Raw genomic sequence first — 22024 nt, forward strand, 5'->3', positions numbered from 1 at the left:
GTCCAGAACGTCAGACCGTCACCCGAGACCACCGGAACACCCCGACCCGGAACCGGAACCGCGGAGGAACCCGGAGCCGGAACCGGAACCGGAACCCGGAAAGAGAGAGCACCACCATGGCAAAGATCCTGTTCGTGATGACCGGCGCCGACCACTGGACGCTGGCCGACGGCACCCGGCACCCGACCGGCTTCTGGGCCGAGGAGGCCGTGGCCCCCTACGAGGTGTTCACCGCCGCGGGCCACGAGATCGTGGTCGCCACCCCGGGCGGTGTCGTGCCGGCGGTCGACCGCGCGAGCCTCGCACCGGAGGCCAACGGCGGCCGGGAAGGCGCCGACACGATGGCGAAGAGGCTCGAGTCGGTCGACGAACTGCGGCGGCCCGTCAAGCTGGAGGACGTGGACCCGGCCGGCTACGCCGCCGTCTTCTACCCCGGCGGCCACGGCCCGATGGAGGACCTGGCCGTCAACGCAGACTCCGCCGCCGTGCTGACCCGGACCCTGGAGTCGGGCCGCCCCCTCGGCGTGGTCTGCCACGCCCCCGCCGCGCTGCTGGCCACCGTCGGCACGGACGGCGGCTCGCCGTTCGCGGGCTACCGCCTCACCGGCTTCAGCAACGCCGAGGAGCGGCAGGCGGGCCTGGCGGACCGGGCGAAGTGGCTGCTCCAGGACCGTCTCGTCGCGATGGGCGCGGAGTACGCCGAGGCCGAGCCCTGGGCCCCGAACGTCATCGCCGACCGCAACCTCTACACCGGGCAGAACCCGGCCTCCTCCGGCCCGCTCGCGGCCGAGCTGGTCAAGGCCCTGGGCTGACCATGGGCGGCGACCGGCTCACGGAGGTCCTGGACGCGACGTACGACTGCCTCACCCGGTACGGCGTACGGCGCACCACGGTGGACGACATCGCCGGTGCGATGGGCGTGTCCCGGTCGGCGGTCTACCAGTACGTCCGCGGCAAGGACGACGCGGTCCGCCGGCTCGCCGAGCGCCTGCACACGCGGGCGCTGGAGCGGGCCCGGCGGGCCGCGTCCGCCGACGCCCCGCCCGCGACCCGGGTCCGGGGCGTCCTGGAGGCCAAACTCGGCCTGGTCCTGGAACTGGCCGGCGATTCGCCGCACACCGCCGAACTCCTCGACGAGAAGGCCCGGTTGTTCGGCGACATCTGCCACGGGTTCACCGCGGACCTGCGCACGCTGCTGATCGGCGTCTTCGCCGGGGCGGGCCTCAGGGGCGCGGACCCGGCCGAGGGGGAGGCGGACGAGGCCGGACCGGCCGGCCCCGGGGCGGTCGATCCGGCCGGGGCCGTCGATCCGGCCGAGGCGGCCGACATCTGCATCGCCCTCGTACTCGGCCTGGAGTCCGTACCCGACGGTGAACGGCTTCTCCGCCCGGGGGTGGACGCGCTGCTCGCGGGACTGCTGGGCGATGCGGGCGCCGCCCCCTGATCCGCCCACCCGGCGGTCGACCCGCCCGTACCGCCCGCTTCCCCCGGCCGCCGACCCCCGACTGCTGCCCGCCGCCCTCCGCCCGCTCCTCCGGCTCCCGTCCCCGCCCGGCAGCCCCTCCCAACGACCCCTCCGACAGAACGGGACACGACCATGACAGCGACCCCGGCCACCCACCAGGACACCGGCACCGCATTCACCACCGAGCACGCCGCGACCCTCACCGGCCGTCTGCGCGCCACCTTCCGCAGCGGGCGCACCAAGCCGCTCGCCTGGCGCAAGCAGCAGCTCTCCCGGCTGCGCGCGCTGCTGACCGAGAACGGCGACGCCATCGCCGCCGCCCTCCACACGGACCTCCGCAAGAGCCGCGCGGAGTCCGACTCCATGGAGATCGCGAGCACCGTCACCGAGATCGACCACTACCTGGAGCACCTGGAGGACTGGCTGCGCCCGCGGCCCGCGGGCGTCCCCGAGGCCGCCTTCCCCACAGGCACCACGGCCCGCACCCAGTACGACCCCCTGGGCGTGGCCCTCGTCATATCCGCCTGGAACTACCCCGTCAATCTGCTGCTGGTACCGGTCGCGGGCGCACTGGCCGCGGGCAACGCGGTGGTGGCCAAGCCGAGCGAGCTGTCCCCGGCCACCTCGGCGCTGATGGCCCGGCTGCTGCCGGAGTACCTGGACGCCGACGCCGTCGCCGTGGTGGAGGGCGCCGTCCCGGAGACCACCGCCCTGCTGGCCCAGCGCTTCGACCACGTCTTCTACACCGGCAACGGCACGGTCGGCCGCATCGTCATGAAGGCGGCCGCCGAGCACCTCACCCCGGTGACGCTCGAACTCGGCGGCAAGTCCCCGGCGTTCGTCGACCGTGACGCCGACGTGGCCGCGACGGCCGCACGGCTCGCCGCCACCAAGTTCGCCAACGCCGGGCAGACCTGCGTCGCCCCGGACTACGTCCTCACCGACCCCGCCACGGCCCGCGCCCTGGAAACCGCCCTCACCGAGGTGATCGGGCAGCTCTTCGGCCCGGACCCGCAGTCCTCCGACGCGTACGCGCGCATCGTCAACGAGCGCCACTTCGACCGTGTGGCGGCGCTCCTCGACTCGGGGCGGACGGTGACCGGCGGCACCCACGACCGCGCCGACCGGTACATCGCCCCCACGGTGCTGGCCGACGTGGCCCCGGACGCACCGGTGATGCGGGAGGAGATCTTCGGCCCCGTGCTGCCCATCGTCACCGTGGACGGTCTCGACGAGGCGATCGCCTTCATCAACGAGCGCGACAAGCCGCTCGCCCTCTACGCCTTCACGGACAACGACGTCACGCGGGAGCGGCTCGCCGCCGAGACCTCCTCCGGGGCGCTCAACTTCGGCCTGCCCATCTACCATCTCGCCGTCCCCGAGCTGCCGTTCGGCGGTGTCGGCCCCAGCGGCATGGGCAACTACCACGGCCGCCACTCCCTCGCCACGTTCAGCCACCACAAGGCCGTCCTGGACGTGCCGCTCTCCTGAGTCCCCGCACCGGGCCGGGTCCGCACGCCCAGAAAGCACCGACACCGACATGCCACCAGCACACCGCACGCGGCGGCCCCGGGGCGTCCCGTCCCCGTCCCCGTCCTCGTCCCCGTCCCCGTTCCGGGGCCGGGACCGGGACCGGGGCCGGGACCGGGGCCGCGGCTCCGCCCCCGGCCGCGTCCGCATCGCCGGCCCCGCCCCCGGCTCCGTCCCCGCGCCCGTTCTCGTCCTGGCCCTTGGACCGGCCGCCATGGTCGTCTCCACGATGCAGACCCTGGTCGTGCCGATCCTGCCCGTCATCCGGGACGAGCTGTCCCTCACCTCCTCCGCCGCGAGCTGGCTGATCACCGCGACCCTGCTCTCCGCCGCCGTGTCCACACCGCTGCTGGGGCGCCTCGGCGACCAGCGCGGCAAGCGGCCCGTCCTCCTCGGCGTCCTGGCGCTGGCCGTCGCCGGTTCCGTCCTCGCCGCCACGGCCGGCTCGCTCCCCGTGCTGATCACCGCCCGTGTGCTGCAGGGAGCCTCCACCGCGCTCTTCCCGCTCGCCCTCTCCGTCCTCCGCGACGAGCTGCCGCCCGGCCGGCTGCCCGGCGCCATGGGGTTCGTCAGCGGAACCCTGGCGTTCGGCAGCGGATTCGCGCTGGTCGGCGCGGGACTGCTCACACGGGGCCCGGAGGCCGGCTACGACCGGGTCTTCTGGTTCGCCGCGGTGCTGTCGGCCGTCGCGCTGGCGGCCGTGGCCCTGGCCGTCCCGCCGTCACCGCACCCCGCCGGCGGCCGCACGGACTGGGCGGGCGCGGCCCTCCTCGCCACCGCCCTGGTGCTCTTCCTGCTGCCGGTCTCCCAGGGCAACGCCTGGGGCTGGGGCTCGCCCCGGGTGCTCGGCTGCCTCGCGGGCGCGGCGGTGGCGACGGCCGTGTGGGCGCTGGTGGAGCGCCGGGTGCGGGAGCCGATGGTGGACCTGCGGATGCTCCTGCGGCGGCCCGTGCTCTTCACCAACATCGCCGGAGTGCTGCTCGGCTTCGGCCTGTTCACCCAGTTCATCGGCGTCTCCTACCTGGTGCAGACGCCCCCGGAGATCGCGGGGTACGGCTTCGGCGCCTCCGTGCTGCGAACCTCCGTCGTCTATCTGCTGCCCGGGGCGACGGCCTCACTCCTGGCGGCCCAGCTCGGCGGGGCGCTGGTCCGCCGGATCGGCGCCCGGATCACCCTGGCCGCCGGAGCCTGCGCGGGAGTCGCCGGCTTCGCCGTGCTCGCCCTCGCCCACGGCACGCCCGCGGCGGTCGTCACCGGAGGCGCCCTGACCGGCATCGCCGTGGCCTTCGGCTTCGCCACCCTGCCCGCGTTCATCGTCGCCGGCGTACCGGCGCACCAGAGCGGTATCGCCAACGGCATCAACTCCATCTCCCGGTCGGTGGGCAGCTCCGTGGCGAGCGCCGTCGTCACCACGCTCCTCGCCGCCAACACCCTCCCCGGCCTGCCGCCGGGCGCCCCCGCGCTGCCCGCCGAGACCCAGTACACGCTGAGCTTCGGCCTGGGCGGCGCCGCCTTCGCCCTCGTCGTGCTCGTCGCCCTGGCCGGGCTGCGCCGCGACCGGCCGCCCGCCGTCGTCGTCCTGGAGGCGGGACCGGCGGCGGACCGGCCGGCCGGGGCGGCGGCGATGTCCGCGGCGGGGGGCGACGGGGACCGGGACACCGCGCGATGCCCCGGCCGGCTGTGACGCGGAACGCCGTGTCGCCGGGTGAGCGGAGCGTGGGCGGCGGCGGTGCGGTCGAGTACGTTCGGCACATGCCACCGCTCGACTCCCCCCGCACCGACTTCGAGGCCGTCTTCCACGCCATCGGCATCATCCAGGCCGAACGCCGCTGCGGTCCCGAGGACGCGTTCCAGCTGCTGGTCAACGTCTCGCAGCGCACCAACATGAAGGTCCGCTCCATCGCCGCCGCCCTGGTGAGCCTCGCCGAGACGGCTCCGCCGGGACCGCTGCTGCCGGGCGAACCGCGGTAACCGGACCGGGCACGCCCGGCACACCCGGCACACCCGGCGTGCCCTGTGCGAGACTCGGCCCGTGATCGTCGAACGCGCGTACGCACATGTGGAATCGCACGACGAGGGGGAGTGGCCCTGGTCCGTGCCCTGTGTGCGCGGCCTCCTGACGGACGGGCTGCGCTTCACGGCACCGGTGACCTTCCTCGTCGGCGAGAACGGCTCGGGCAAGTCCACCCTCGTCGAAGCCCTGGCGGAGGGCTTCGGCCTCGACCCCTACGGCGGCTCGCACGAATGGCGCTACGCCAGCCACCGCGGCAAGTCGGTCCTCGGCGAGCGCATCCGCTTCGAAGCGGCGCCGCGCGGACGGCGCATGCTCGGCAACTGGTCCGCCCGCACGGGCTTCTTCCTGCGCGCCGAGACCGCCCTCGACGCGCTCGACCGGGAAGGGTTCGCGCCCGACTCCGTCAGCCACGGCGAGGGCTTCCTCGCGGCGTTCCGGGGCAAGTTCCTCCGCCCCGGGCTGTATGTCATGGACGAGCCGGAGGCCGCGCTCTCGTTCTCCTCCTGCCTCGAACTCCTCGGCCACCTCGACCAGTTGGTGAAGAACGGCGGCCAGGTCATCTGCGCCACCCACTCCCCGCTGCTCACCGCCCTGCCGGGCGCGGACATCATCGAGGTCGGCGACCACGGGCTGCGCCGGACGGAGTGGAGCGACCTCGCCCTCGTCGACCACTGGCGCCGCTACCTCAACGACCCGCGCGCGTATCTGCGGCACATCCTCGACTGAGCGCGAGCCCCGGCCCGCGGCCCCTGCGGGCGGGCCCGGCCCGCGGCCGTGCGCCGGGCCCGCCCGGCCGCCCCTACTCCGTCACCTCGGTGATCTCCAGCGTCTGGATCTGGCCCGCCGCGAACGGCACGCTCACGGACTTGCCCGCCAGACGGGTGTCGGTGCGCCGGACGTAGAGGTCGCCGCCGCCGGAGGTGTGCGTGGACCAGCGCGTCACCCGGCCGTCCGGCCCGCCCGCCGCCCGCCCGAAGAGCGAGAGGTCGAAGGTCAGCGTCTGCGCCTGGTCCGGGTTGACCGCCACGACGACCAGCCGCCGCGCGTCCGGATCGTACGCGGCGATGCTGTTGCCCGCGCTCGTGGAGAGAATCCGCATCCCGGGCCGGATGTGCCGGGTGAACTGGGCGAACACGTAGTACTTGGTCTGCACGGCTCCGGGCTGCAGGGTGTCCGGGTCGTACGCGATCATGGCCCAGCCCGGGCTGGGGTCCAGCACCTGCCAGTAGACCCACGCGCTGGGATGCAGCCAGCGGAAGTCCAGGAAGAGATGGGTGGCCATCGACAGGCCCGAGGCGTCGTTCTGGCCGGTCTCGGAGTTCCACAGTGCCTTGCCCGCACCGGTGACCTCCTGGTGCAGCAGATCCCGGCGGCCCCCCGAGCCCTGGTAGCCGTGGACGTTGACCCGGTCCACCAGCGCCCGGGTCCCCGCGTCGAAGGACGCCCAGGTGGTGCGGGCCAGGTCATAACTCGTCTCGTCGGACGCGGCGATCGGCGTGCCCGACAGCCCGAGACGGTCCAGCTCCGTACGGAGATGACCCAGTACCGTGGCCTGGACACCGGCGTCGATGTGGCAGCCCTCCTGCCGGCCGTCCGCCCGCCACCAGTCGGAGGACGGCTCGTTGAACGGCTCCACGGAGACGAACGGCACGCCCCAGGCGTCACGGGACCGCCGCGCCGTGACCGCGAGATAGGTGGCGAACTGCCGGTAGTTCCACGGCTGGAGGTTGTTGCCGCCGTCGGCCGCCCCGGACGGGTTGTGGTTGAGGCACATCCACCACATCGGGGAGTTGGAGAACAACTCCGCCTTGGCGCCCCGGCGATGAGCGCGGAGCAGGGCACCCCGCTGCCTGGCGTCGACGTTCCAGTTCCAGGCGGCGGAGTCGGGATTCTCGTCGCGCCAGTCCTGCCAGAAACCCTCGATCTGCTTGAAGCGGGGGATGTTGGGCGAGACCGCCATCGACTCGCCGTCCACACTGTTCCAGCTGCACGCGCCGAGGTTGTAGCGCGCGATGTTCAGCCCCAGGCCGGGGAGCGTACGGCCGTTGTACGGGACGTCGCCGAGGGTGAAGAAGGCGTCGGCGAAGTCGTCCCGGTCGCCGAAGACGTTCGCCCACCAGGCGAGCGAGGTGCCCCAGCCCTTCCAGGCCCCGTAGTCGGTGCCCGGCTCCACCCGCACCGTCGCGTCGGCGTGCGCCGTGCCCGGGGCCGCGGCGGTGCCCAGCAGCACCCCGCCGGCCGCCGTCAGTAACGTCCTGCGCCTCACGAGCGTCTCCTCTCGTCCGTCCCCCGGCCGGGTAGCAGCCTGATGGCGCGGGAGGGGAGTTGTCGAGAGGGCAGGAAGCGCTTTCTGTCAACGGGGAGCAGGAATGGGTGGCCCGCCGCGCGCGTGGTCGGCACGGCCGCGGCGGGTGCCCGTACGGACGGTGACGGCGTGCAGGCCCCCCGCGCCCGCACGTCATCCGGGGCAGCCGTCAGCCGCAGCTACCGGTGATCCACTTGTGGGAGCGGACCTTGTAGGTGCCGGCCAGATTGCCGCCGTGCTGGTTGCGGGTGCAGCCCACCCGGTCGGTGTAGTTGGCGCCCTTGTAGTAGGCCACGCCCGAGTAGCTTCCGGTGCCCGCGTTCCACACCGACTTGACGTTGGTGGTGGCGGCCCAGGAGCACTTGACGGCCCCGTTCTGCCAGTCGGGGTCGGCGATGTCCCAGGCGCACTTCTTGCCGGTGAAGTCGTAACCGGTCCAGAAGCACACGTCGCCCGTCGCGCAGTCCACGGCCGCGGGCGCGGCCGGCGCCGCGGTGGCGGAGGACGCCGGCAGGACGAAGGCCGTGGCGGCCGCCGCGCTGATGGTGAAGGCGGCGAGCAGGGGCGCGGTCCGGCGCCCCTTGCGTACGGAAAGGAAGTGCATGGGCCCGTCTCCTCGGAGTTCGTTGGCTAGTGCGGAACGGGCTAGACGCTCGCAACCGGGCGCCGGAACGGGCAAGGAGATCGGCCGGGACGGGACGCCTGGGACGGTGCGGCGGTCCCGCCTGGCACGTTGCGGGACGGCTGGGACGGAAGTGGGATGCGCTGTCGGCGTTCCGTGGCAGAGTGGGGCCGGGGGCGGGCCGACCACCGTCCCGCAGGGTGTGGCAAGGGGGGTGCGCCGATGACGGCGTGCGGGGAAACCGAGCGGTTCGCCGCGTTCTTGCGTTCGCTCAAGGACCGGTCCGGAATGAGCTACGAGGCGCTGGCCAGGAAGTCCGGGATGAGCGGCTCCAGCCTGCACCGCTACTGCCGGGGGACCTCCGTCCCGCAGGACTACGGAAGCCTCCACCGGCTCGCCGTCGCCTGCGGAGCGGCCCCGGACGAGCTGCGCACGCTGCACCGCCTCTGGGCCCTGGCGGACGCGGCCCGGGAACGGGACGCGGCGGGGGAACGAGAGGGGGACGCGGCGGGGGAGCGGCGCGGCCGGGAGACGGCGGGGGAGCCGGTCCGACTGGGGGCGGCGGGGCAGCCCGGCACACGCCAACCGGCGGAGCGGGGACGCCAGTCGGCGGATTGGGCCGGGACGGCCGGTTCCGCTGAAGGCGCCAGATCTGCCGAAGCCGCCGCCGAGGCAGACACAGGCACCGCACCGGTGAGCGACACCGGACCCGTCGGCGGCACCGGACCGGCCGGCGGCACCGAGGCGGGCGGCGGAACAGCGCCCTCCCCGAAGAGCGGGACGGAGGGGGACGCCCGGCCCGAAGACGCCCCCCGGACCGGCACAGTCCCCCGGACGGAGGACGCCCCGGACAACGCCGCCGAGCACACCGGGACTGCCGCGTCCCGTGCTCCCTCCGCTCCCTCCGCTCCCGCCGATGACCACCGGAAGGAGCGCGCACCCGCCGCCTCCCCGGGACGGCGCCGGATCCGGGCCGCCGTCGGGGTCATCGCCGCAGCCCTCGCCCTGAGCGCCACCGCCTGGACCGTGGCGACCCTGACGTCCTCGTCCGGGAACGGCGGAAGCACGGGCAGCACCGGCGAGGCCGCCGAGAACGGCCGGCGGCTGCTCTTCACCGCCTCCTGCAGCCCTGTCGTGGCCATGGGCCAGCACGACGCCTGCGCACGGGAGGTACAGCAACTGCTGCACGCCAAGGGCGCGGACATCGACGTGGACGGGAACTTCGGCCCGCAGACCCAGCGAAGAGTCACCGCCTTCCAGGTGCTCGCCGGCCTCAAACCCAACGGGGTCGTGGGCGACGCCACCAAGAAGGCGTTATACGAGCAGCCGGTGAAGATGAGCGTGTGGCCGCCGGAGAAGGTGCGCCGGCGCATCCGCGAGGTGTTCACCGAAGCACCGGACCGGGCCGTCGTCATCGCCGACTGCCAGTCCTTCCTCGATCCGCTGCACATCCTCCCGAACACCAACGGCTCCAGGAACTGGGGCGTGTTCCAGATCTCCGACATCCGCCTGCGCGACCTCGGCGGCACCCCGCGCCAAGCCCTGGACCCGGAGTGGAACATCCGCGCCGCCAAGCGCCTGTGGGACCAGCACCGGGACTTCCGCCACTGGCCGCACTGCGACCGGGTTTTCACCCCTTCCCCGGAGGCATCGGACACGGCACGCTGACCGGGAGCCGGGGACGCCCAGCGATCTACCTTCGCGGCCGGTGTCCATTCTCCCTCCGGGCACCGATGACGTCCGAGGGGGCGCCGCGTTTGAGGTCTCGATCTGGGGATGTGCGACTGGTCCGGTCGGAATCGAAACCGGTTGCGCTGTGGTGAAAGATGAGGGACGTGGTCACCAAGGAACGGGCCGTGGAACTGGTCGAGGACCTGCTGTCGAGAGAGCGGCAGGAGTCACCATGGATGGCAGGGCCGCCCGAACTCGCTGTCCTCGATGTGGAGGAGCACGCCCTCGGGTGGCTGGTCTTCATGCAATCGGTGGAGTACATCCGCAGCCGCGATATCGGGAAGATGTTGGTGGGCCATGGCCCCTATCTGGTGGACCGACAGGACGGGAGCATTCACCACATCCCTGTCACTACGTTCGTCGGCGAATGCTGGGAGGAGCTCTACCTCCAACAGGTCAGAGGCGTCCGACCACCCGATCCGCTGATCACGGATGTCCTGGCACTTGTGTGTTCCGACGGGACCATGGCCGCGATACGCCACCTACGGAAGCAGGCCCCGTTGTTGGGACCACAGCAGGCGAAGGCCTATGTCACGGCTGTCCGGGACGGGAAACAACCTGCAGAGGAACTGGTGGGCCTCACCCGGAAGCCGCAGGTGTGCCCTCCGTTACCCATCAGTACGTTGGCGGGCCCGGCTCGGTAGTGGCCAGGCAAAGGGGAGGCCCGCGACACTCGTTCGGTCCCAGTCACAAGCAGGAGTGAGCTTGTTCCGCTTTGACGGACACCGTCGGTGTGGTGGTCAGGCTGCGAGGGTGGCCTCGTAGTCGGCGGGTGTGCGGTAGCCGAGAGTGCTGTGCAGCCGCTGCAAGTTGTACCAGCTCTCGATCCACTCGAATATCGCGGTGCGGGCGGCAGCCCGGCTGGGCCAGAAACGGGTGTCGATCAGCTCGTTCTTCAGGGTGGCGAAGAACGACTCGGCCAGCGCGTTGTCCCAGCACTGCCCGGTGCGGCCGACCGAGAGCCTGACGCCGAACTCCGTTGCCAAAAGTGCGAATTCACGGCTGGTGTACTGGCAGCCGCGATCCGAGTGGAAGATCACCGGACCGGTCGGGCGGCGGGCGTGGAAGGAGGCGCGCAGGGCGTCGGCGACCAGTTCGGTTCGCAGGTGGTCGGCGGTGGCCCAGCCGACGACCCGGCGGGAGGCGATGTCGATGACGGTGGCCAGGTAGAGCCAGCCCTCCTCGGTGGCGATGTAGGTGATGTCGCCGCACCAGCGGGTGTCGGTCGCGGTCGGGTCGGGCTGGAAGTCGCGGAGGACCAGGTCGGGGCGGGTGGCCGCGTGCGGGTCGGGGATGGTGGTGCGGTGCCGGCGTCTTCGGTGCCGGCCGGCCAGTCCGGCCAGGCGCATGAGCCGGGCCACCCTGCGGCGTCCGCAGTCGAGGCCCTCGCGCTGGAGAACGGCGTGGACGCGCGGGGCCCCGTAGGTTCCGCGGGACTGCTCGTGCACGGCTGTGATCTGCTCGGTCAACTCGGCGTCCCGCACCGCGCGGGGTCCTGGGGTGCCGGTGCGGCGGGCATAGAAGGCGGCTCTGGAGACCTTGAGCAGTTCACACGCACGCTTGACGTTGTGACCTGCGGCTTTCTCCGCCTCGATGAACGGGTGCACCGTCACCGGGTCTCCTTCGCGAAGAAAGCCGTGGCCCGCTTGAGGATCTCCACGTCCTCCCGCAGCCTGCGGTTCTCCCGCCGCAGTGCGGCCAGTTCCTCGCGCTCGCTGCTGGTCAGGCCGTCCCGCTCGCCGGCGTCGACCTCGGCCTGCTTGACCCAGTCGCGCACCGCGGTCTCGGTCAGGTCGAAGTCCTTGGCGACCTGACCGACCGAGCGGTCACCCCGCCGGCACAGTTCGACTATCTCGGCCTTGAACTCCGGCGTGAACGAGCGGCGAGGTCGAGGCTTCTTCTTCCCCATGCTCTCCATGATGGACATCATCCTTCCGGGGCCGAAGCCCCCGATCTCTGATGCCCGTCAAAGCGAATCAAGCCCAGGAGGCCGGCTCGGTGTCGCGCCCCGTCACGACGAGAAGCTTGCGCGTCACCCAGTCGGCCTCCGCCTCCGCGCCTCGGCGGTGTGGACCAAGGCCCCAGTGGAGATGGGGACCCTTGATCACAACATCGAGCAGGTTCAGTTGCTGATCCCCTGGCTTTCGCCCGTGGTCTCCTTCTTGTCCAGCGGACGAATTGTGATCTTGGTGGCCATGCTTGCCTCCCTGGTCTCGTCTGGCGCTAGCATGCCAACAGTGCCACAGGGGCGCGGGTAGTCAAGTGGGGCTCAGCAGACGGGAGTTGTGCTGCGGTGCGGGAGCGAAGCGAGGCAGATGCCGACTTATTGCGGCCGCGCGTCAAGCCTGAACACCGCCCCTACCGGACAGTCGATGGCCATGTGCGCATCGGAAGCGTGATCCACGGTATCGGCGCGGAGATCGCGGATTCCGATGGCTGGGTCTGGGCATTGACCCAGGCCTTGGACGGAAACCGCAGTCCGCGTCAGATTGCCGCTGAGGTCGCCGCGTCCCATGCAGGCCTCGACGAGAGTGCCGTCCTGCAGGCCATAGCCGACCTGCGGCAGGCCGGCTTTCTTGAGGACGCCGCCACAGGAATTCCCGGAGAGTTCTCTGAGCGGGAGAAGGTCCGCTACGGCCGTGGCGTCTCCCTGCTCCGATGGATGGACACCTCACCTAGAGGGAACAGTTGGGACTTGCAACTCTCGCTGTCCCGTGCGCGTGTCCTGCTGATAGGCCTGGGCGGTGCCGGAGGGATCGCAGCCCAGGGCTTGGTGGCTTCAGGTGTGGGGAGTCTGCACTGCGTGGATCCCGATGTCGTCGAACTGTCCAACCTCAACCGCCAAGTGCTCTACCGCGAGCGTGATATCGGCCGGGAGAAGGTGGAGGTGGCTCTGGAATCACTGCGAGCGCTGAACTCCGATGTCGCCGTAACGGGCGAGGTGGACGAGGTGCGGAACGCCGAGGACCTCGTGCGACTGCTGCAGAAGCGGGTAGCGGGGACAGAGGGATACGACCTCATGGTGCTGAGCGCGGACCGTCCGGCTGCCATACGCTCCTGGGCCAACCAGGCATGCCTGGAGACGGGCACGCCGTGGATAGACGGGGGCTACCGGGGGCCACTGGTCACGGCAGGCGCATATGTGCCCGGCGAGAGCGGCTGCCTGGAGTGCTACAGATCCTCGCAGGCGGAGTCACGCGACCTCAGGCTTCCGCCCGGTCAACACGAGGACACCGTTTCTCCTCGGATTCCGTGGAGCCCGGTGAACGCCGTCACGGCGTCTCTGGCAGGCGCTCTGTTCGTGTACGCCTCCATTGCGGTGCTTACCGGTGTGCCGCCGCTCCACCCCGGTTTCCGCCTGGAGTTCAACCTCATGCTCCCGGGAGAGCCAGGATGGGAGCCGGTGCACCCTCGACGCGACTGCCAGGTCTGTGGTGAAGCCGTGAGATGACGGGGGACCGAGGTGAGGGCGCAACGGTGGCTGTCCGCCCCGAATCCCGGGTGCTGCTGCACCGGCTGAGCAAGCGGCCGGACGGCGATGAATGGATCGTGGGGCGCCGCGAGACCCGCGTATTCGTGGCCCTGCCCCACATCGGAGTCGAGGCACTCGGTCTGCTGGAACGCGGCATGAGCGTCGCTTCGGCGCAAGCAGAACTGTGCGCCAGAACGGGGGAGGAAGCAGACCTCGTGGATTTTGTACAGGGCCTGTTGACGGTCGACTTCGTGGCCGAGGTCGACGGCAGGAAGATCTCCTCGGCTCCGACGACTCCCGAAAGTTTTCCGAGGTTGCGAGCACACCATGTGCGGTTTCTGCTGCGTCCATCGCTCCCCTTGCTGCCGACTGTTCTGGTTGCTGCGGCCTTGGCGGTTCTTCGTGCGCGTCCGGAGCTGATTCCGACCCATCGCGATCTGGTGTGGAGCTCGTACGGGACCCTGGTGGTGGCGGTTGGGCTGATGGTCGGCTGGTCGATCGTCTTCCTGCACGAGGTGGCGCATCTTGCCGTGGCACGGGCTGCGGACGTTCCCGGGAGGATAAGTTTCGGAACGCGGCTCCAATTCCTTGTGATGCAGACTGATATCAGCGGTATCGAACTCGCTCCTCGACGTCATCGACTGACCGCCTACCTCGCCGGTATCGGGGTCAATCTCGCTGTCGCCTCCACGGCGGTTTTGTTGCTTGCCCTGGTGCCGCCGAACACAACGGCGCACCGACTCCTCGCGGCCGTGGTGCTCTGGGCGGCCCTGCCCCTCACCTTCCAGTTCATGGTGTTCATGCGGACCGACGTCTATTTCGTCCTTCAGGACCTCACCGCTTGTCGCGACCTCTACGGCGATGGCCGCGCCTACGCCGGGCACTTGGCCAGACGGCTGCTCCGCAGGGAGTCGGTGGGCGACGACCCGAGCCGCAGTCTTCCCGCTTCTGAGCGGCGTGCGGTCCGGATCTACAGCTTCGTCATGGTGGCCGGAACTGTGCTCTGTCTGGCAGGATTTGCCGCTTTCACCATTCCGGCGGAGATTCGCCTGGTCGGCAGGGCTTGTGTCCAGCTGAGCTCAGCCAGGTCCCCAGTCGATGTATCCGACGCCGCATTGACCCTTGCGGCCGTCGCCGGCGTCCATGCCATCTGGTTCGTTACCTGGCGTCGGCAACGACGGTCCCGGCGAGCCACTGTGAAGGAGAGGAATTCCCCGTAATGCATGAGATTTTCGATGGTGCCCATGGAACCCGGCTTGAACAGGCGTCCTACACACCCGACTTCATGGAGCGCTTCTGGCGTATCGGGGCCGAGGGCTTCTGGAAGCTGGAGCGGATGCAGCATTATGACGAAGGTGACTTCCCGAGCTATGTGGCGTTCCGCAGTGGCGACTGGGGGCGTTCGCTGCAATTGATCGAGGAGTTGCGCCCGGCGTACGAGGAGGAGTTCGGGAAGATCACTGGATCGGATATCGGCCTGCACCGGGTGCGGGTCGTCGAGCGGCCCGTCACGCCGTATATCCAGTGGGAGCTGAACGTCCTGCATGTCAAGCAGGAGTACGGGGAGCAGGTGTCCGTGCTCGAAGCGGAGCGGGTCGCGTCGTACGAGCGGGAGGAGCCCTTGCCCGAACTGTGCGTGCTGGGCTCCGAGGCCGTCTACGTTCTCGACTACACCCCTGCGGGCGCGCCCGACGGCGCCACGCGCTTCACCCAATCGGACGTCGTGGCGCGGTCCCGTGCCTTCCTGCGCGAGTTGTACGCGATGGGGGATGGGGTGGAGGCCTACTTCCCCCGGGAGATCGCACACTTGGAAGCGCCGGACCCGGGGCTCTGAGCAGATTCAGCGGTTGCGGCGATGGCCGTCGGCCCGCCCCATTGCCGAGGCGGGGAGCGGCGGGACGGTCACGTTTGGCCGGTGGAACGGGCGTGGCCTGGTGGTAGTACATCTGCCGCTGTCCGTCCGTGCCGCTGCGACCGGGTTTCCACCCCGTCTCCCGAGTCCTCCGGCACCGCGAACCGCTGATCTCCCGGACCCCGGACGCCCGGACGGCGGGCTCCGTTCCGCCCCCCGGGGCCCACGGATGTGCTCCGTCCCACCCGCGAAGAACAGAACCCGCCGCACTGGGTGGCTCGTCCTGACGGGCAGGAACGAAGGCACAGGCCAAGCGGACGGGAAACCATGGGAGAGCGGAACAGCAGCGCGACATCGGCGGCGGGGAGGGCAACACCCGAGAGGGCCAGGTGGTGGTCGGCGGCCGGGGAGGCGGGCAACCGCTCGTGCCGGACACGGGGGCGGTTGCTCGCCGTGCCGGCCGTGTTGACGGCAGTGCTGCCGGCGTTCCATGGGCTGGTCCCGAACACCCCCGGACACCTGGGGAGCCTGCTCGAATCCTTCCTGCCCTGGTCCGGCCTGGTGATCGCGGTGCTGCTCGGCCTGGCGCTGCTGCGCCGCTCGGCTGTCGCACTGCTGTCCCTGCTCCTGCCGGTGGCGGCCTGGACGTACCTCTTCGGCGGACTGCTGCTGCCCGGGGACGAGCCCGGTGCGCACAACCTGGTCGTGGTGCAGCACAACGTCAGCGACGAGAACACCGACCCCGCGGGCACGGCCCGCACCCTGGCCGATGCCGAGCCCGACGTCATCGCCCTGGAGGAACTGCTCCCCGCGGCGCTGCCGGTCTACGAGAGGACCCTCGCCCCGCACTACCCGTACCACGCGGTGGTGGGCACCGTCGGGCTCTGGTCGCGACACCCGCTCACCGATGTCGAAGAAGTGGACATCAAACCCGACGGGATCACAGAACCCTGGAGCCGCGGACTACGGGCCGCCGTCCGCACTCCGCACCGTGAGGTCGCGGTGTACGTCGCGCACCTGCCCTCGGTCCGCCTCCACGCGGCCGGCCTGGCCTCCTCCCGGCGCGACGAAAGCGCCGACCTGCTGGGCAAGGCCGTCGCCGCCGAGAAACTCGGCACGGTGATACTCCTCGGCGACCTCAACAGCACGGTCGACGACCGCGGGCTGGCCCCGCTGACCTCGCAGATGAACGTGCCGGCCCGGGGCTTCGCCTTCAGCTTCCCCGCCGCCTTCCCCGTGGCCCGGATCGACCAGATCATGGCCCGCTCCGCGACCGTCGGTCCCATCAGGACCCTGCCGGCGACCGGCAGCGACCACCTCCCGGTCATCGCCGGGATCGGACTGGGCTGAAGGGTCTTTTGCCGGGCGGCAAGTCTGCGCACGCGACAACTGCCGTGCTGTGACGCAACCAGCCGGATCGGCCTCCACGGCCGGCCCGCCGGCCTCGCGCTCCTACGGAACGCCGTGTCCGACGGGCGGCCTGCGGGGCGTCAGTAACGCCAGGGCTGGTCGTTGGGCCGGAGAACCCAGAGCCTGTCGGACGACGGGTAGGAGGTGTCGAGGTAGAGCGTGTTCCAGCTGCCGTTCCCGTACTTGTCGAGCGTCAGCGCGAGACGCTTGTTGACGACGGGACGCCAGATCTGCCAGCGCGAGTTCGTGCCGGAGACCGTCTCGTGCTGGAGGTTCCACTTCTGGAGCTCCGACCCGTTGCAGGTCTTCACGACGACTCGCATCCCGCGCGTCGGCGAATCGGTCAGCGGCTGGAGGCACTTGTTCGCCGCCACGTTCCTGAGGACACGGTTGTACGTGTCGTCGTGCCGACGGTCGCTGACGACCTGTGACGTCCATTCCTCCGTGCTGTACTTCCAGCCCGGGTCCCGCAGGCTGTTGGCGAAGGCGCCCTCGGCCACGGTGTTGTTGTCCACCAGGGCGAGGCGTGAGCCGTCCTTCTTGTTGATGAGGTCGAAGGAGCCCGGCTCGGCCGAGGCGGGCGCCGTGCCGGCGGCGACAAGGCCGGACAAGGTCAGTACGGCGGTGGACGCGGCGACAGCGGCGCGACGAATCCAGGGCATGGACGTGCCTTCCTTCCGAGAAGATGCGGCTTGGACCATGTGGCGGAGTCTGCACGGCAATTGCCACCTATCGCGGCTTTCGGGGCGAGACTCCATTCCATGGTGTAAATCCGGCAGTGGAGAGGCATTCACCCCGGGCAGGTGGGGTAGCTTCGCTGGCTTGGCGGCGACAACGCGGTTGCCGACGAGCGTGGTGCGGGCGGTGCGGCTCAGTTTCGCGGCGACGTGCAGTAGCCGGTAGCGCAGCTTCTTCGGTTCGGCCGTGGCGAGGGCGCCGTCCAGGAGCAGGGTTTGGGTCCAGGCGAGCAGGTCGATGCCGGTCAGAGCGAGTTCGAGCCACGCTTGGTTGATGGCGAACTGCCGCGACGGGAACCGGCCGAACCCGGTGGTCTTGCCGGTGCGGATGCGGTCCTCGACGCGGGCGTGGCAGCGGTGCTGCACTTCAGGGAATTGGATCGAGCCGCCACCGTGGGGTGTGGCAGTGGCGAAGACCTGATGCCGCATGCCGTTGACCTGGTCGAACATGACAGTTGCGCGCCGGGACGGGGGTGTGTTCCCGGCGGCAGATCAGCCGGGTGCCGGCCGGGAACGCGGCCGGCACGCCGGGGTCGAGATGGTCGGTGAGCTCGACGACCTGGGCGCCGTCACGCAGGCTGCCGCCGCCGTCAGCCACGAGCACCGCCAGGTCGACCGCGACGCGGCCTGGTTCGTGTGTTGGCCGGCGCTGCCGGTTCAGGCCCCATGCTTGGACGAAGCCGCTGGTCAACCCGGTCTTGTCAGCCAGATCGGTGAGCGGACGGGCGGCGGCTGGGAGATCGTGTCAGGAGCTTTCTAACGGTCGTCTCAGATTCGCTTGGTACGAATTCGGCGTCAGATGAGGGGACGCGGCGTGGGTGGACACCTGGGCGCGCCTGGTAACGGCGAAGGGTCGAGCTGAAGCATCTCGCAGACGGATGCCGTACGGATACCACACAAACACCTGAGGAGAGACCGACATGAAGTCTATGGGACGCCGCGGCTTTCTAGCCGCTGCCACGGCACTTGGCGCTGGTGCCGGCTTGTCAACGTATGCCGCCGTTTCGGCAGTGGACGGGAACGAGACTCCGGACAAGAATCCGGACATTGCCTTGCGAGACCGGGACCTGCCTTTCATTGGCACGGAGGAGACCTTTTCGACTCCCGCGTTGATGAAGCTGAACTCCATCAATCAGGAACACATAGAGTTCCTTGAGGAAATTGGTCTTTCGGATCTGGGTCAACGCCGCATCGGCAATATGGATGCGGGGGGACTCAACGTTCAAATCCTCTCTGCTCATACACCCTCCGTACAAAATGTCCCCGGACAAAGGGGCATCGACCTTGCCCATCGTCTCAACCGGCAACTTGTAGACGGGCCAATCGCCGAATATCCGGGCCGCTTCAAGGCTTTCGCCACCTTGCCCTTGCAGAGCCCGGAGGCGGCGGCGGACGAACTGGAACGCTCGGTTCGGGAAGATGGCTTCTTGGGCGCACTGACCAACGGGCACATCGCGAAGAAGTATCTCGATCATCCCGATTTCGAGCCTGTGCTGGCGCGTGCCGTTGCTCTCGATGTGCCGATCTACCTGCATCCCGGCTATCCGGCTGACGAGGTCTTCAAGATCTACTACAGCACCACGCGGTCCAAATACACGGAAGAGTACCAGGACTACATTTTCAGTGGGTCTGGATATGGCTGGCACCAGGAGGTGCTGACCCAATGCATCCGGATGATCGCGTACGGGGTTTTCGACAGATTCCCCAAGCTGAAAATCATCATCGGCCACATGGGTGAAGGTCTTCCCTTCTACTACGAGCGGATCGTCAATGATATGGGCGAGCCGACCGAAAACTCGCTCGAGAAGCCCTTCGGGCAATACTTCCAGGACAACTTCTGGATCACAACCAGCGCATTCCCCCAGACCGAACTGCTCGAGCTCCTGCTGAAGTACATAAGCGTGGATCGAGTGATGTTCGCAACCGACTACCCGTTCGCGGACATAAAGGAGCAGACCGACTGGTTCCGCGGAGTCGATTTGCCACGCGAAGACAAGGAAAAGATTGCGTACCGAAATGCAGAGAAACTGTTCGGAATGAAAGTGCCCGTGAAGTGATGCGCCGGCGTCGGCCGGAGTGAAAGAATGCTTTGCTGTAAGGCGCGAGTACGGCCGACGTATGCGATGCGCGGCTGCCCCATAACGCGGTCTCATACAGGCTCTTCTAAGATTGAACGGGGTTCACGCCCGGACCGTTCACCGGTGGGGCGCGGCTCCGTCCGCCGGACCGGTTGACCAGCGAACGGCGTCATGGCTCGGTGGCGCACCGAAGAGGCGCCGGTATTCGCGGCTGAACTGGGACGGGCTGTCGTAGCCCACGCGGTAGCCGATGTATGCGATGTCCCTGGGATGTGTGGCGAGCAGCAGCCGGGCTTCGTGCAGACGTATCCGCTTCTGGAACTGAATCGGGCTCATTCCCGTCACAGCCTGGAAATTGCGGTGCAGAGTCGAGGAACTCACGCCGATGACCGCCGCCACGTCCTCCACACGGAACGGGTTTCTGTAGTTCTCCCGGATCCACTGCACGGCCCTCGCGATGTGGGAGAGCTTGCTGTCGGCGAGGCCGATCTGGCGGACCGTCGCCCCCTGCTCGCCGGTGATCAGCCGCCACAGGATCTCCCGCTTGACCAGCGGCGCGAGCATGCCGGCGTCGCGAGGGCGGTCGAGCAGGCGGACCAGCCGCACCACGGCGTCGAGAAGCTCGTCGGAGGCGTCGCTGACGGCGATGGCCGGGGCTGCGGAGCCGTTCCGCGGAACGGTGCCGGGAGCCGCTTGCAGCAGCATCTCGGCGATCGTCGACGGCTCCAGCAACAGGCCGAAACCCAGAGCCGGTTCGCGCGGGCCGGCCTCGGTGAAGTGGCCGGTGACGGGAAGGTCGACCGATGCGACGAGGTACTGCCCGGCGTGGTAGTCGAAGACGCGGTCGCCCAGCGCGAGACGTTTGGCGCCCTGGGCGATCAGCGCCATGACCGTTCCGCTCATCGACGCCGACGGCGCGTCGGCCCGCTCCGCCCGGCCGATCTGAACCCCCTCGATGGCGGTGGTGTAGCTGTCGGATCGCGCGTGGCGGGCCAGCAGGGTACGGAGCTCATCCAGCGACATGGCCCGATTGAAGCACTCCGGTGGAGGAGGGCCAACAATCCGTTCACCGTCCGGTGCGGACGAGAGGATCGGGCAAGGGTCCGCCAGTTCTGGGCAATTTTTTCGCCTGCGGCGTCGGCAGAATGGACACCGCCTCGAAGGATTTCCCCGGGGACGAATGCTGTGGATGTTCCCGGCATGTGCGATGCACTGCACAGGCATGGCTCCGCCGCGTGCGACGAGAGGAAAAGGATGACGGACGACACCCGCAGCGAGATCTCGCACCGCGTGAATGGCGTGGTGTGCGGCCTGAGTGTCGACAATCGCAGGACGCTGCTCGACGTATTGCGTGAGGACATCGGCCACACCGGTTCCAAGAAGGGCTGTGACCACGGGCAGTGCGGTGCCTGCACGGTGCTGGTCGATGGCCGGCGGGTGGTGTCCTGCCTGACGCTGGCGGTCGCCGCGGAGGGCACGGAGGTCACCACGGTGGAGGGCCTTTCCGGCGATGGTGGACTGTCGCCGCTCCAGGAGGCGTTCGTGCGGCTCGACGGCTTGCAGTGCGGATACTGCACTCCCGGGCAGCTCTGCTCGGCTGCCGGGATGCTGGCCGAACACGCGGAGGGCCGGCCGAGTGCGGTGACCGCCGAACTCCCCCCGGGCGCTCCCGTGCCCGAGCTGGATGCCGCCGAGGTGAGGGAGCGCATGAGCGGCAATCTCTGCCGGTGCGGCGCCCACCCGTCCATCGTGCGTGCCGTGCTCGAGGCGGCGGCCCGCCAGGAGGTGGCGAGGTGAAGGAGTTCGCCTACCACCGTCCCGCCCGGGTGCGGGAGGCTCTCACCCTGGTCGCCGGGGACGACGGCGCGCGGTATCTGGGTGGCGGTACGAACCTCGTCGACCTGATGAAGGACGGGGTGGAGGCACCCACCCGGCTGGTGGACGTACGGCACCTGCCGCTCGGCGGTGTCCGTGAGGCGCCGGACGGCGGGCTCGTCATCGGGGCGACGACGAGCAACAGCGATGCGGCTGCCCACCCCGGGGTGCGCGCCCGTTATCCGGCGCTGAGCCAGGCGGTGCTGGCGGGGGCCTCGGGCCAACTGCGCAACATGGCCACCGTCGGCGGCAACCTGCTGCAGCGGACCCGGTGCGCCTACTTCGCCGATCCGTCCCAGCCCTGCAACAAGCGGGCTCCCGGCAGCGGGTGCTCCGCGCTCCTCGGGGAGCACCACAACCACGCCGTCCTCGGCTGGTCCGAGCACTGTGTGGCCACCCACCCGTCGGACATGGCGGTGGCCCTGACCGCGTATGACGCGGTGGTGCACTACGAGACGCCGGACGGATCCGGTGAGATCCCGCTGCCGGAGTTCTATCCACCGGTCGGCGGCACACCGCGGCGGGAGACGGTGCTGCCGCCGGGCGCCCTGATCACCGCGGTCGGCCTGCCGTCCTCCGCGGCTCTCCCGCGAGCGCGCTACCGCAAGATCCGCGAGCGCGCGTCCTACGCCTTCGCCAACGTGTCGGTCGCAGCGGCCCTCGACGTGTGCGAGGGAAGGGTCGCAGGAGTGCGGATCGCTCTCGGCGGACTGGCGTCGAGGCCGTGGCGGGCCCGGATCGCCGAAGCCGTCCTGCGGGACGGGCCCGCCACCACCGGCAGCTTCCGCGCCGCCGCCGACGCGGAACTGTCCGCCGCCAGGCCGCTGCGCGACAACGCGTACAAGGTCACCCTGGCCCGCAATCTCATCGAGGCCGTCCTGACCGAACTCGCCGACCGGACCGAGTGACGACCGGCCACACGGCCATCAACCA

General features: G+C 69.9%; 20 protein-coding genes and 1 pseudogene. 15 read left to right on the forward strand and 6 right to left on the reverse strand.

The annotated features are described in order from the left end of the window. The first annotated feature begins 116 nt into the window (after window positions 1–116). From SXIN_RS27670 to SXIN_RS27695, 6 genes are all read left to right on the forward strand, one after another. Window positions 117–812: a type 1 glutamine amidotransferase domain-containing protein gene (locus SXIN_RS27670; RefSeq protein ID WP_019706209.1), complete on the forward strand. Its 696-nt coding sequence runs from the start codon at window positions 117–119 to the stop codon at window positions 810–812. A gap of 2 nt (window positions 813–814) precedes the next feature. Then, on the forward strand, window positions 815–1444 hold the full coding sequence (locus SXIN_RS27675; protein WP_095757698.1) for a TetR/AcrR family transcriptional regulator: 630 nt from the start codon (window positions 815–817) through the stop codon (window positions 1442–1444). A gap of 153 nt (window positions 1445–1597) precedes the next feature. Continuing rightward, a complete protein-coding gene (locus SXIN_RS27680) occupies window positions 1598–2956 on the forward strand; it encodes an aldehyde dehydrogenase family protein (protein ID WP_019708652.1) in 1359 nt (452 codons plus the stop codon). A 49-nt stretch (window positions 2957–3005) separates the two neighbouring features. Continuing rightward, window positions 3006–4679 (forward strand): MFS transporter, encoded by a 1674-nt coding sequence (locus tag SXIN_RS27685; RefSeq protein ID WP_095757699.1) that lies wholly within the window; start codon window positions 3006–3008, stop codon window positions 4677–4679. Between the two features lie 68 nt (window positions 4680–4747). Next, on the forward strand, window positions 4748–4966 hold the full coding sequence (locus SXIN_RS27690) for an ANTAR domain-containing protein (protein ID WP_157916351.1): 219 nt from the start codon (window positions 4748–4750) through the stop codon (window positions 4964–4966). Between the two features lie 61 nt (window positions 4967–5027). After that, entirely contained in the window at window positions 5028–5735 is a 708-nt protein-coding gene (locus tag SXIN_RS27695; protein WP_019708650.1) for an AAA family ATPase, read from the forward strand. 73 nt (window positions 5736–5808) lie between these two features. Here SXIN_RS27695 and SXIN_RS27700 read toward each other — a convergent pair whose 3' ends face one another. Then, window positions 5809–7275, reverse strand: a complete 1467-nt coding sequence (locus tag SXIN_RS27700; RefSeq protein WP_039821141.1) for a glycoside hydrolase — start codon at window positions 7273–7275, stop codon at window positions 5809–5811. Between the two features lie 208 nt (window positions 7276–7483). Further along, on the reverse strand, window positions 7484–7918 hold the full coding sequence (locus tag SXIN_RS27705; protein WP_019708648.1) for a peptidase inhibitor family I36 protein: 435 nt from the start codon (window positions 7916–7918) through the stop codon (window positions 7484–7486). A gap of 306 nt (window positions 7919–8224) precedes the next feature. Between SXIN_RS27705 and SXIN_RS31765 the strand changes: the two genes are divergently transcribed. Both SXIN_RS31765 and SXIN_RS27720 read left to right on the forward strand, forming a co-directional pair. Next, a complete protein-coding gene (locus tag SXIN_RS31765) occupies window positions 8225–9604 on the forward strand; it encodes a peptidoglycan-binding protein (RefSeq protein ID WP_019708647.1) in 1380 nt (459 codons plus the stop codon). A gap of 167 nt (window positions 9605–9771) precedes the next feature. Beyond that, window positions 9772–10311 carry a YrhB domain-containing protein gene (locus tag SXIN_RS27720; protein ID WP_039821142.1) on the forward strand — a complete coding sequence of 180 codons (540 nt, stop codon included), beginning with the start codon at window positions 9772–9774 and terminating at the stop codon, window positions 10309–10311. A gap of 96 nt (window positions 10312–10407) precedes the next feature. Here the strand turns inward: SXIN_RS27720 and SXIN_RS27725 are convergent, their stop codons facing one another. Both SXIN_RS27725 and SXIN_RS27730 read right to left on the reverse strand, forming a co-directional pair. Continuing rightward, complete coding sequence (locus SXIN_RS27725) at window positions 10408–11280, reverse strand: IS3 family transposase (RefSeq protein ID WP_095757701.1); 873 nt, start codon at window positions 11278–11280, stop codon at window positions 10408–10410. After that, on the reverse strand, window positions 11277–11585 hold the full coding sequence (locus SXIN_RS27730) for an IS3 family transposase (RefSeq protein WP_039817598.1): 309 nt from the start codon (window positions 11583–11585) through the stop codon (window positions 11277–11279). The genes SXIN_RS27725 and SXIN_RS27730 overlap by 4 nt, the downstream gene beginning before the upstream one ends. Window positions 11586–12062: 477 nt before the next feature. Here SXIN_RS27730 and SXIN_RS27735 point away from each other — a divergent pair, with 477 nt between their 5' ends. The 4 genes from SXIN_RS27735 (at window position 12063) to SXIN_RS27750 (ending at window position 16341) form a co-directional block, all read left to right on the forward strand. Then, window positions 12063–13118 carry a HesA/MoeB/ThiF family protein gene (locus SXIN_RS27735; protein ID WP_238153880.1) on the forward strand — a complete coding sequence of 352 codons (1056 nt, stop codon included), beginning with the start codon at window positions 12063–12065 and terminating at the stop codon, window positions 13116–13118. A gap of 26 nt (window positions 13119–13144) precedes the next feature. Next, window positions 13145–14359: a zinc metalloprotease gene (locus tag SXIN_RS27740; RefSeq protein WP_019708644.1), complete on the forward strand. Its 1215-nt coding sequence runs from the start codon at window positions 13145–13147 to the stop codon at window positions 14357–14359. Next, window positions 14359–14973 (forward strand): DUF6879 family protein, encoded by a 615-nt coding sequence (locus tag SXIN_RS27745; protein ID WP_019708643.1) that lies wholly within the window; start codon window positions 14359–14361, stop codon window positions 14971–14973. The genes SXIN_RS27740 and SXIN_RS27745 overlap by 1 nt, the downstream gene beginning before the upstream one ends. 345 nt (window positions 14974–15318) lie before the next feature. Continuing rightward, on the forward strand, window positions 15319–16341 hold the full coding sequence (locus SXIN_RS27750; RefSeq protein WP_095757702.1) for an endonuclease/exonuclease/phosphatase family protein: 1023 nt from the start codon (window positions 15319–15321) through the stop codon (window positions 16339–16341). Between the two features lie 905 nt (window positions 16342–17246). Here the strand turns inward: SXIN_RS27750 and SXIN_RS27760 are convergent. Beyond that, window positions 17247–17772: pseudogene (locus SXIN_RS27760) on the reverse strand (transposase); the annotation flags it as partial. A 286-nt stretch (window positions 17773–18058) separates the two neighbouring features. On the opposite strand from SXIN_RS27760, the gene SXIN_RS27765 reads away from it, so the two are divergent. Continuing rightward, window positions 18059–19195 (forward strand): amidohydrolase family protein, encoded by a 1137-nt coding sequence (locus tag SXIN_RS27765; RefSeq protein WP_019708639.1) that lies wholly within the window; start codon window positions 18059–18061, stop codon window positions 19193–19195. Between the two features lie 138 nt (window positions 19196–19333). On the opposite strand, the gene SXIN_RS27770 is transcribed toward SXIN_RS27765, so the two are convergent. Continuing rightward, complete coding sequence (locus SXIN_RS27770; RefSeq protein ID WP_019708638.1) at window positions 19334–20239, reverse strand: AraC family transcriptional regulator; 906 nt, start codon at window positions 20237–20239, stop codon at window positions 19334–19336. Between the two features lie 231 nt (window positions 20240–20470). Here SXIN_RS27770 and SXIN_RS27775 point away from each other — a divergent pair, with 231 nt between their 5' ends. Both SXIN_RS27775 and SXIN_RS27780 read left to right on the forward strand, forming a co-directional pair. Then, on the forward strand, window positions 20471–21013 hold the full coding sequence (locus SXIN_RS27775; RefSeq protein ID WP_019708637.1) for a (2Fe-2S)-binding protein: 543 nt from the start codon (window positions 20471–20473) through the stop codon (window positions 21011–21013). Beyond that, on the forward strand, window positions 21010–21999 hold the full coding sequence (locus tag SXIN_RS27780; RefSeq protein ID WP_019708636.1) for an FAD binding domain-containing protein: 990 nt from the start codon (window positions 21010–21012) through the stop codon (window positions 21997–21999). The genes SXIN_RS27775 and SXIN_RS27780 overlap by 4 nt, the downstream gene beginning before the upstream one ends. Window positions 22000–22024: the final 25 nt, after the last annotated feature.

Source organism: Streptomyces xinghaiensis S187 (genome assembly GCF_000220705.2).
Taxonomy (GTDB): Bacteria; Actinomycetota; Actinomycetes; order Streptomycetales; family Streptomycetaceae; genus Streptomyces; species Streptomyces xinghaiensis.

What these genes read in the sequence shown, in the direction of transcription:
- SXIN_RS27670 (WP_019706209.1), top strand. Translation starts at nt 117, where the DNA reads ATGGCAAAGATCCTGTTCGTGATGACCGGCGCCGACCACTGGACGCTG.
- SXIN_RS27675 (WP_095757698.1), top strand. Translation starts at nt 815, where the DNA reads ATGGGCGGCGACCGGCTCACGGAGGTCCTGGACGCGACGTACGACTGC.
- SXIN_RS27680 (WP_019708652.1), top strand. Translation starts at nt 1,598, where the DNA reads ATGACAGCGACCCCGGCCACCCACCAGGACACCGGCACCGCATTCACC.
- SXIN_RS27685 (WP_095757699.1), top strand. Translation starts at nt 3,006, where the DNA reads ATGCCACCAGCACACCGCACGCGGCGGCCCCGGGGCGTCCCGTCCCCG.
- SXIN_RS27690 (WP_157916351.1), top strand. Translation starts at nt 4,748, where the DNA reads ATGCCACCGCTCGACTCCCCCCGCACCGACTTCGAGGCCGTCTTCCAC.
- SXIN_RS27705 (WP_019708648.1), bottom strand. Translation starts at nt 7,918, where the DNA reads ATGCACTTCCTTTCCGTACGCAAGGGGCGCCGGACCGCGCCCCTGCTC.
- SXIN_RS31765 (WP_019708647.1), top strand. Translation starts at nt 8,225, where the DNA reads ATGAGCTACGAGGCGCTGGCCAGGAAGTCCGGGATGAGCGGCTCCAGC.
- SXIN_RS27730 (WP_039817598.1), bottom strand. Translation starts at nt 11,585, where the DNA reads ATGGAGAGCATGGGGAAGAAGAAGCCTCGACCTCGCCGCTCGTTCACG.
- SXIN_RS27745 (WP_019708643.1), top strand. Translation starts at nt 14,359, where the DNA reads ATGCATGAGATTTTCGATGGTGCCCATGGAACCCGGCTTGAACAGGCG.
- SXIN_RS27750 (WP_095757702.1), top strand. Translation starts at nt 15,319, where the DNA reads ATGGGAGAGCGGAACAGCAGCGCGACATCGGCGGCGGGGAGGGCAACA.
- SXIN_RS27765 (WP_019708639.1), top strand. Translation starts at nt 18,059, where the DNA reads ATGAAGTCTATGGGACGCCGCGGCTTTCTAGCCGCTGCCACGGCACTT.
- SXIN_RS27770 (WP_019708638.1), bottom strand. Translation starts at nt 20,239, where the DNA reads ATGTCGCTGGATGAGCTCCGTACCCTGCTGGCCCGCCACGCGCGATCC.
- SXIN_RS27775 (WP_019708637.1), top strand. Translation starts at nt 20,471, where the DNA reads ATGACGGACGACACCCGCAGCGAGATCTCGCACCGCGTGAATGGCGTG.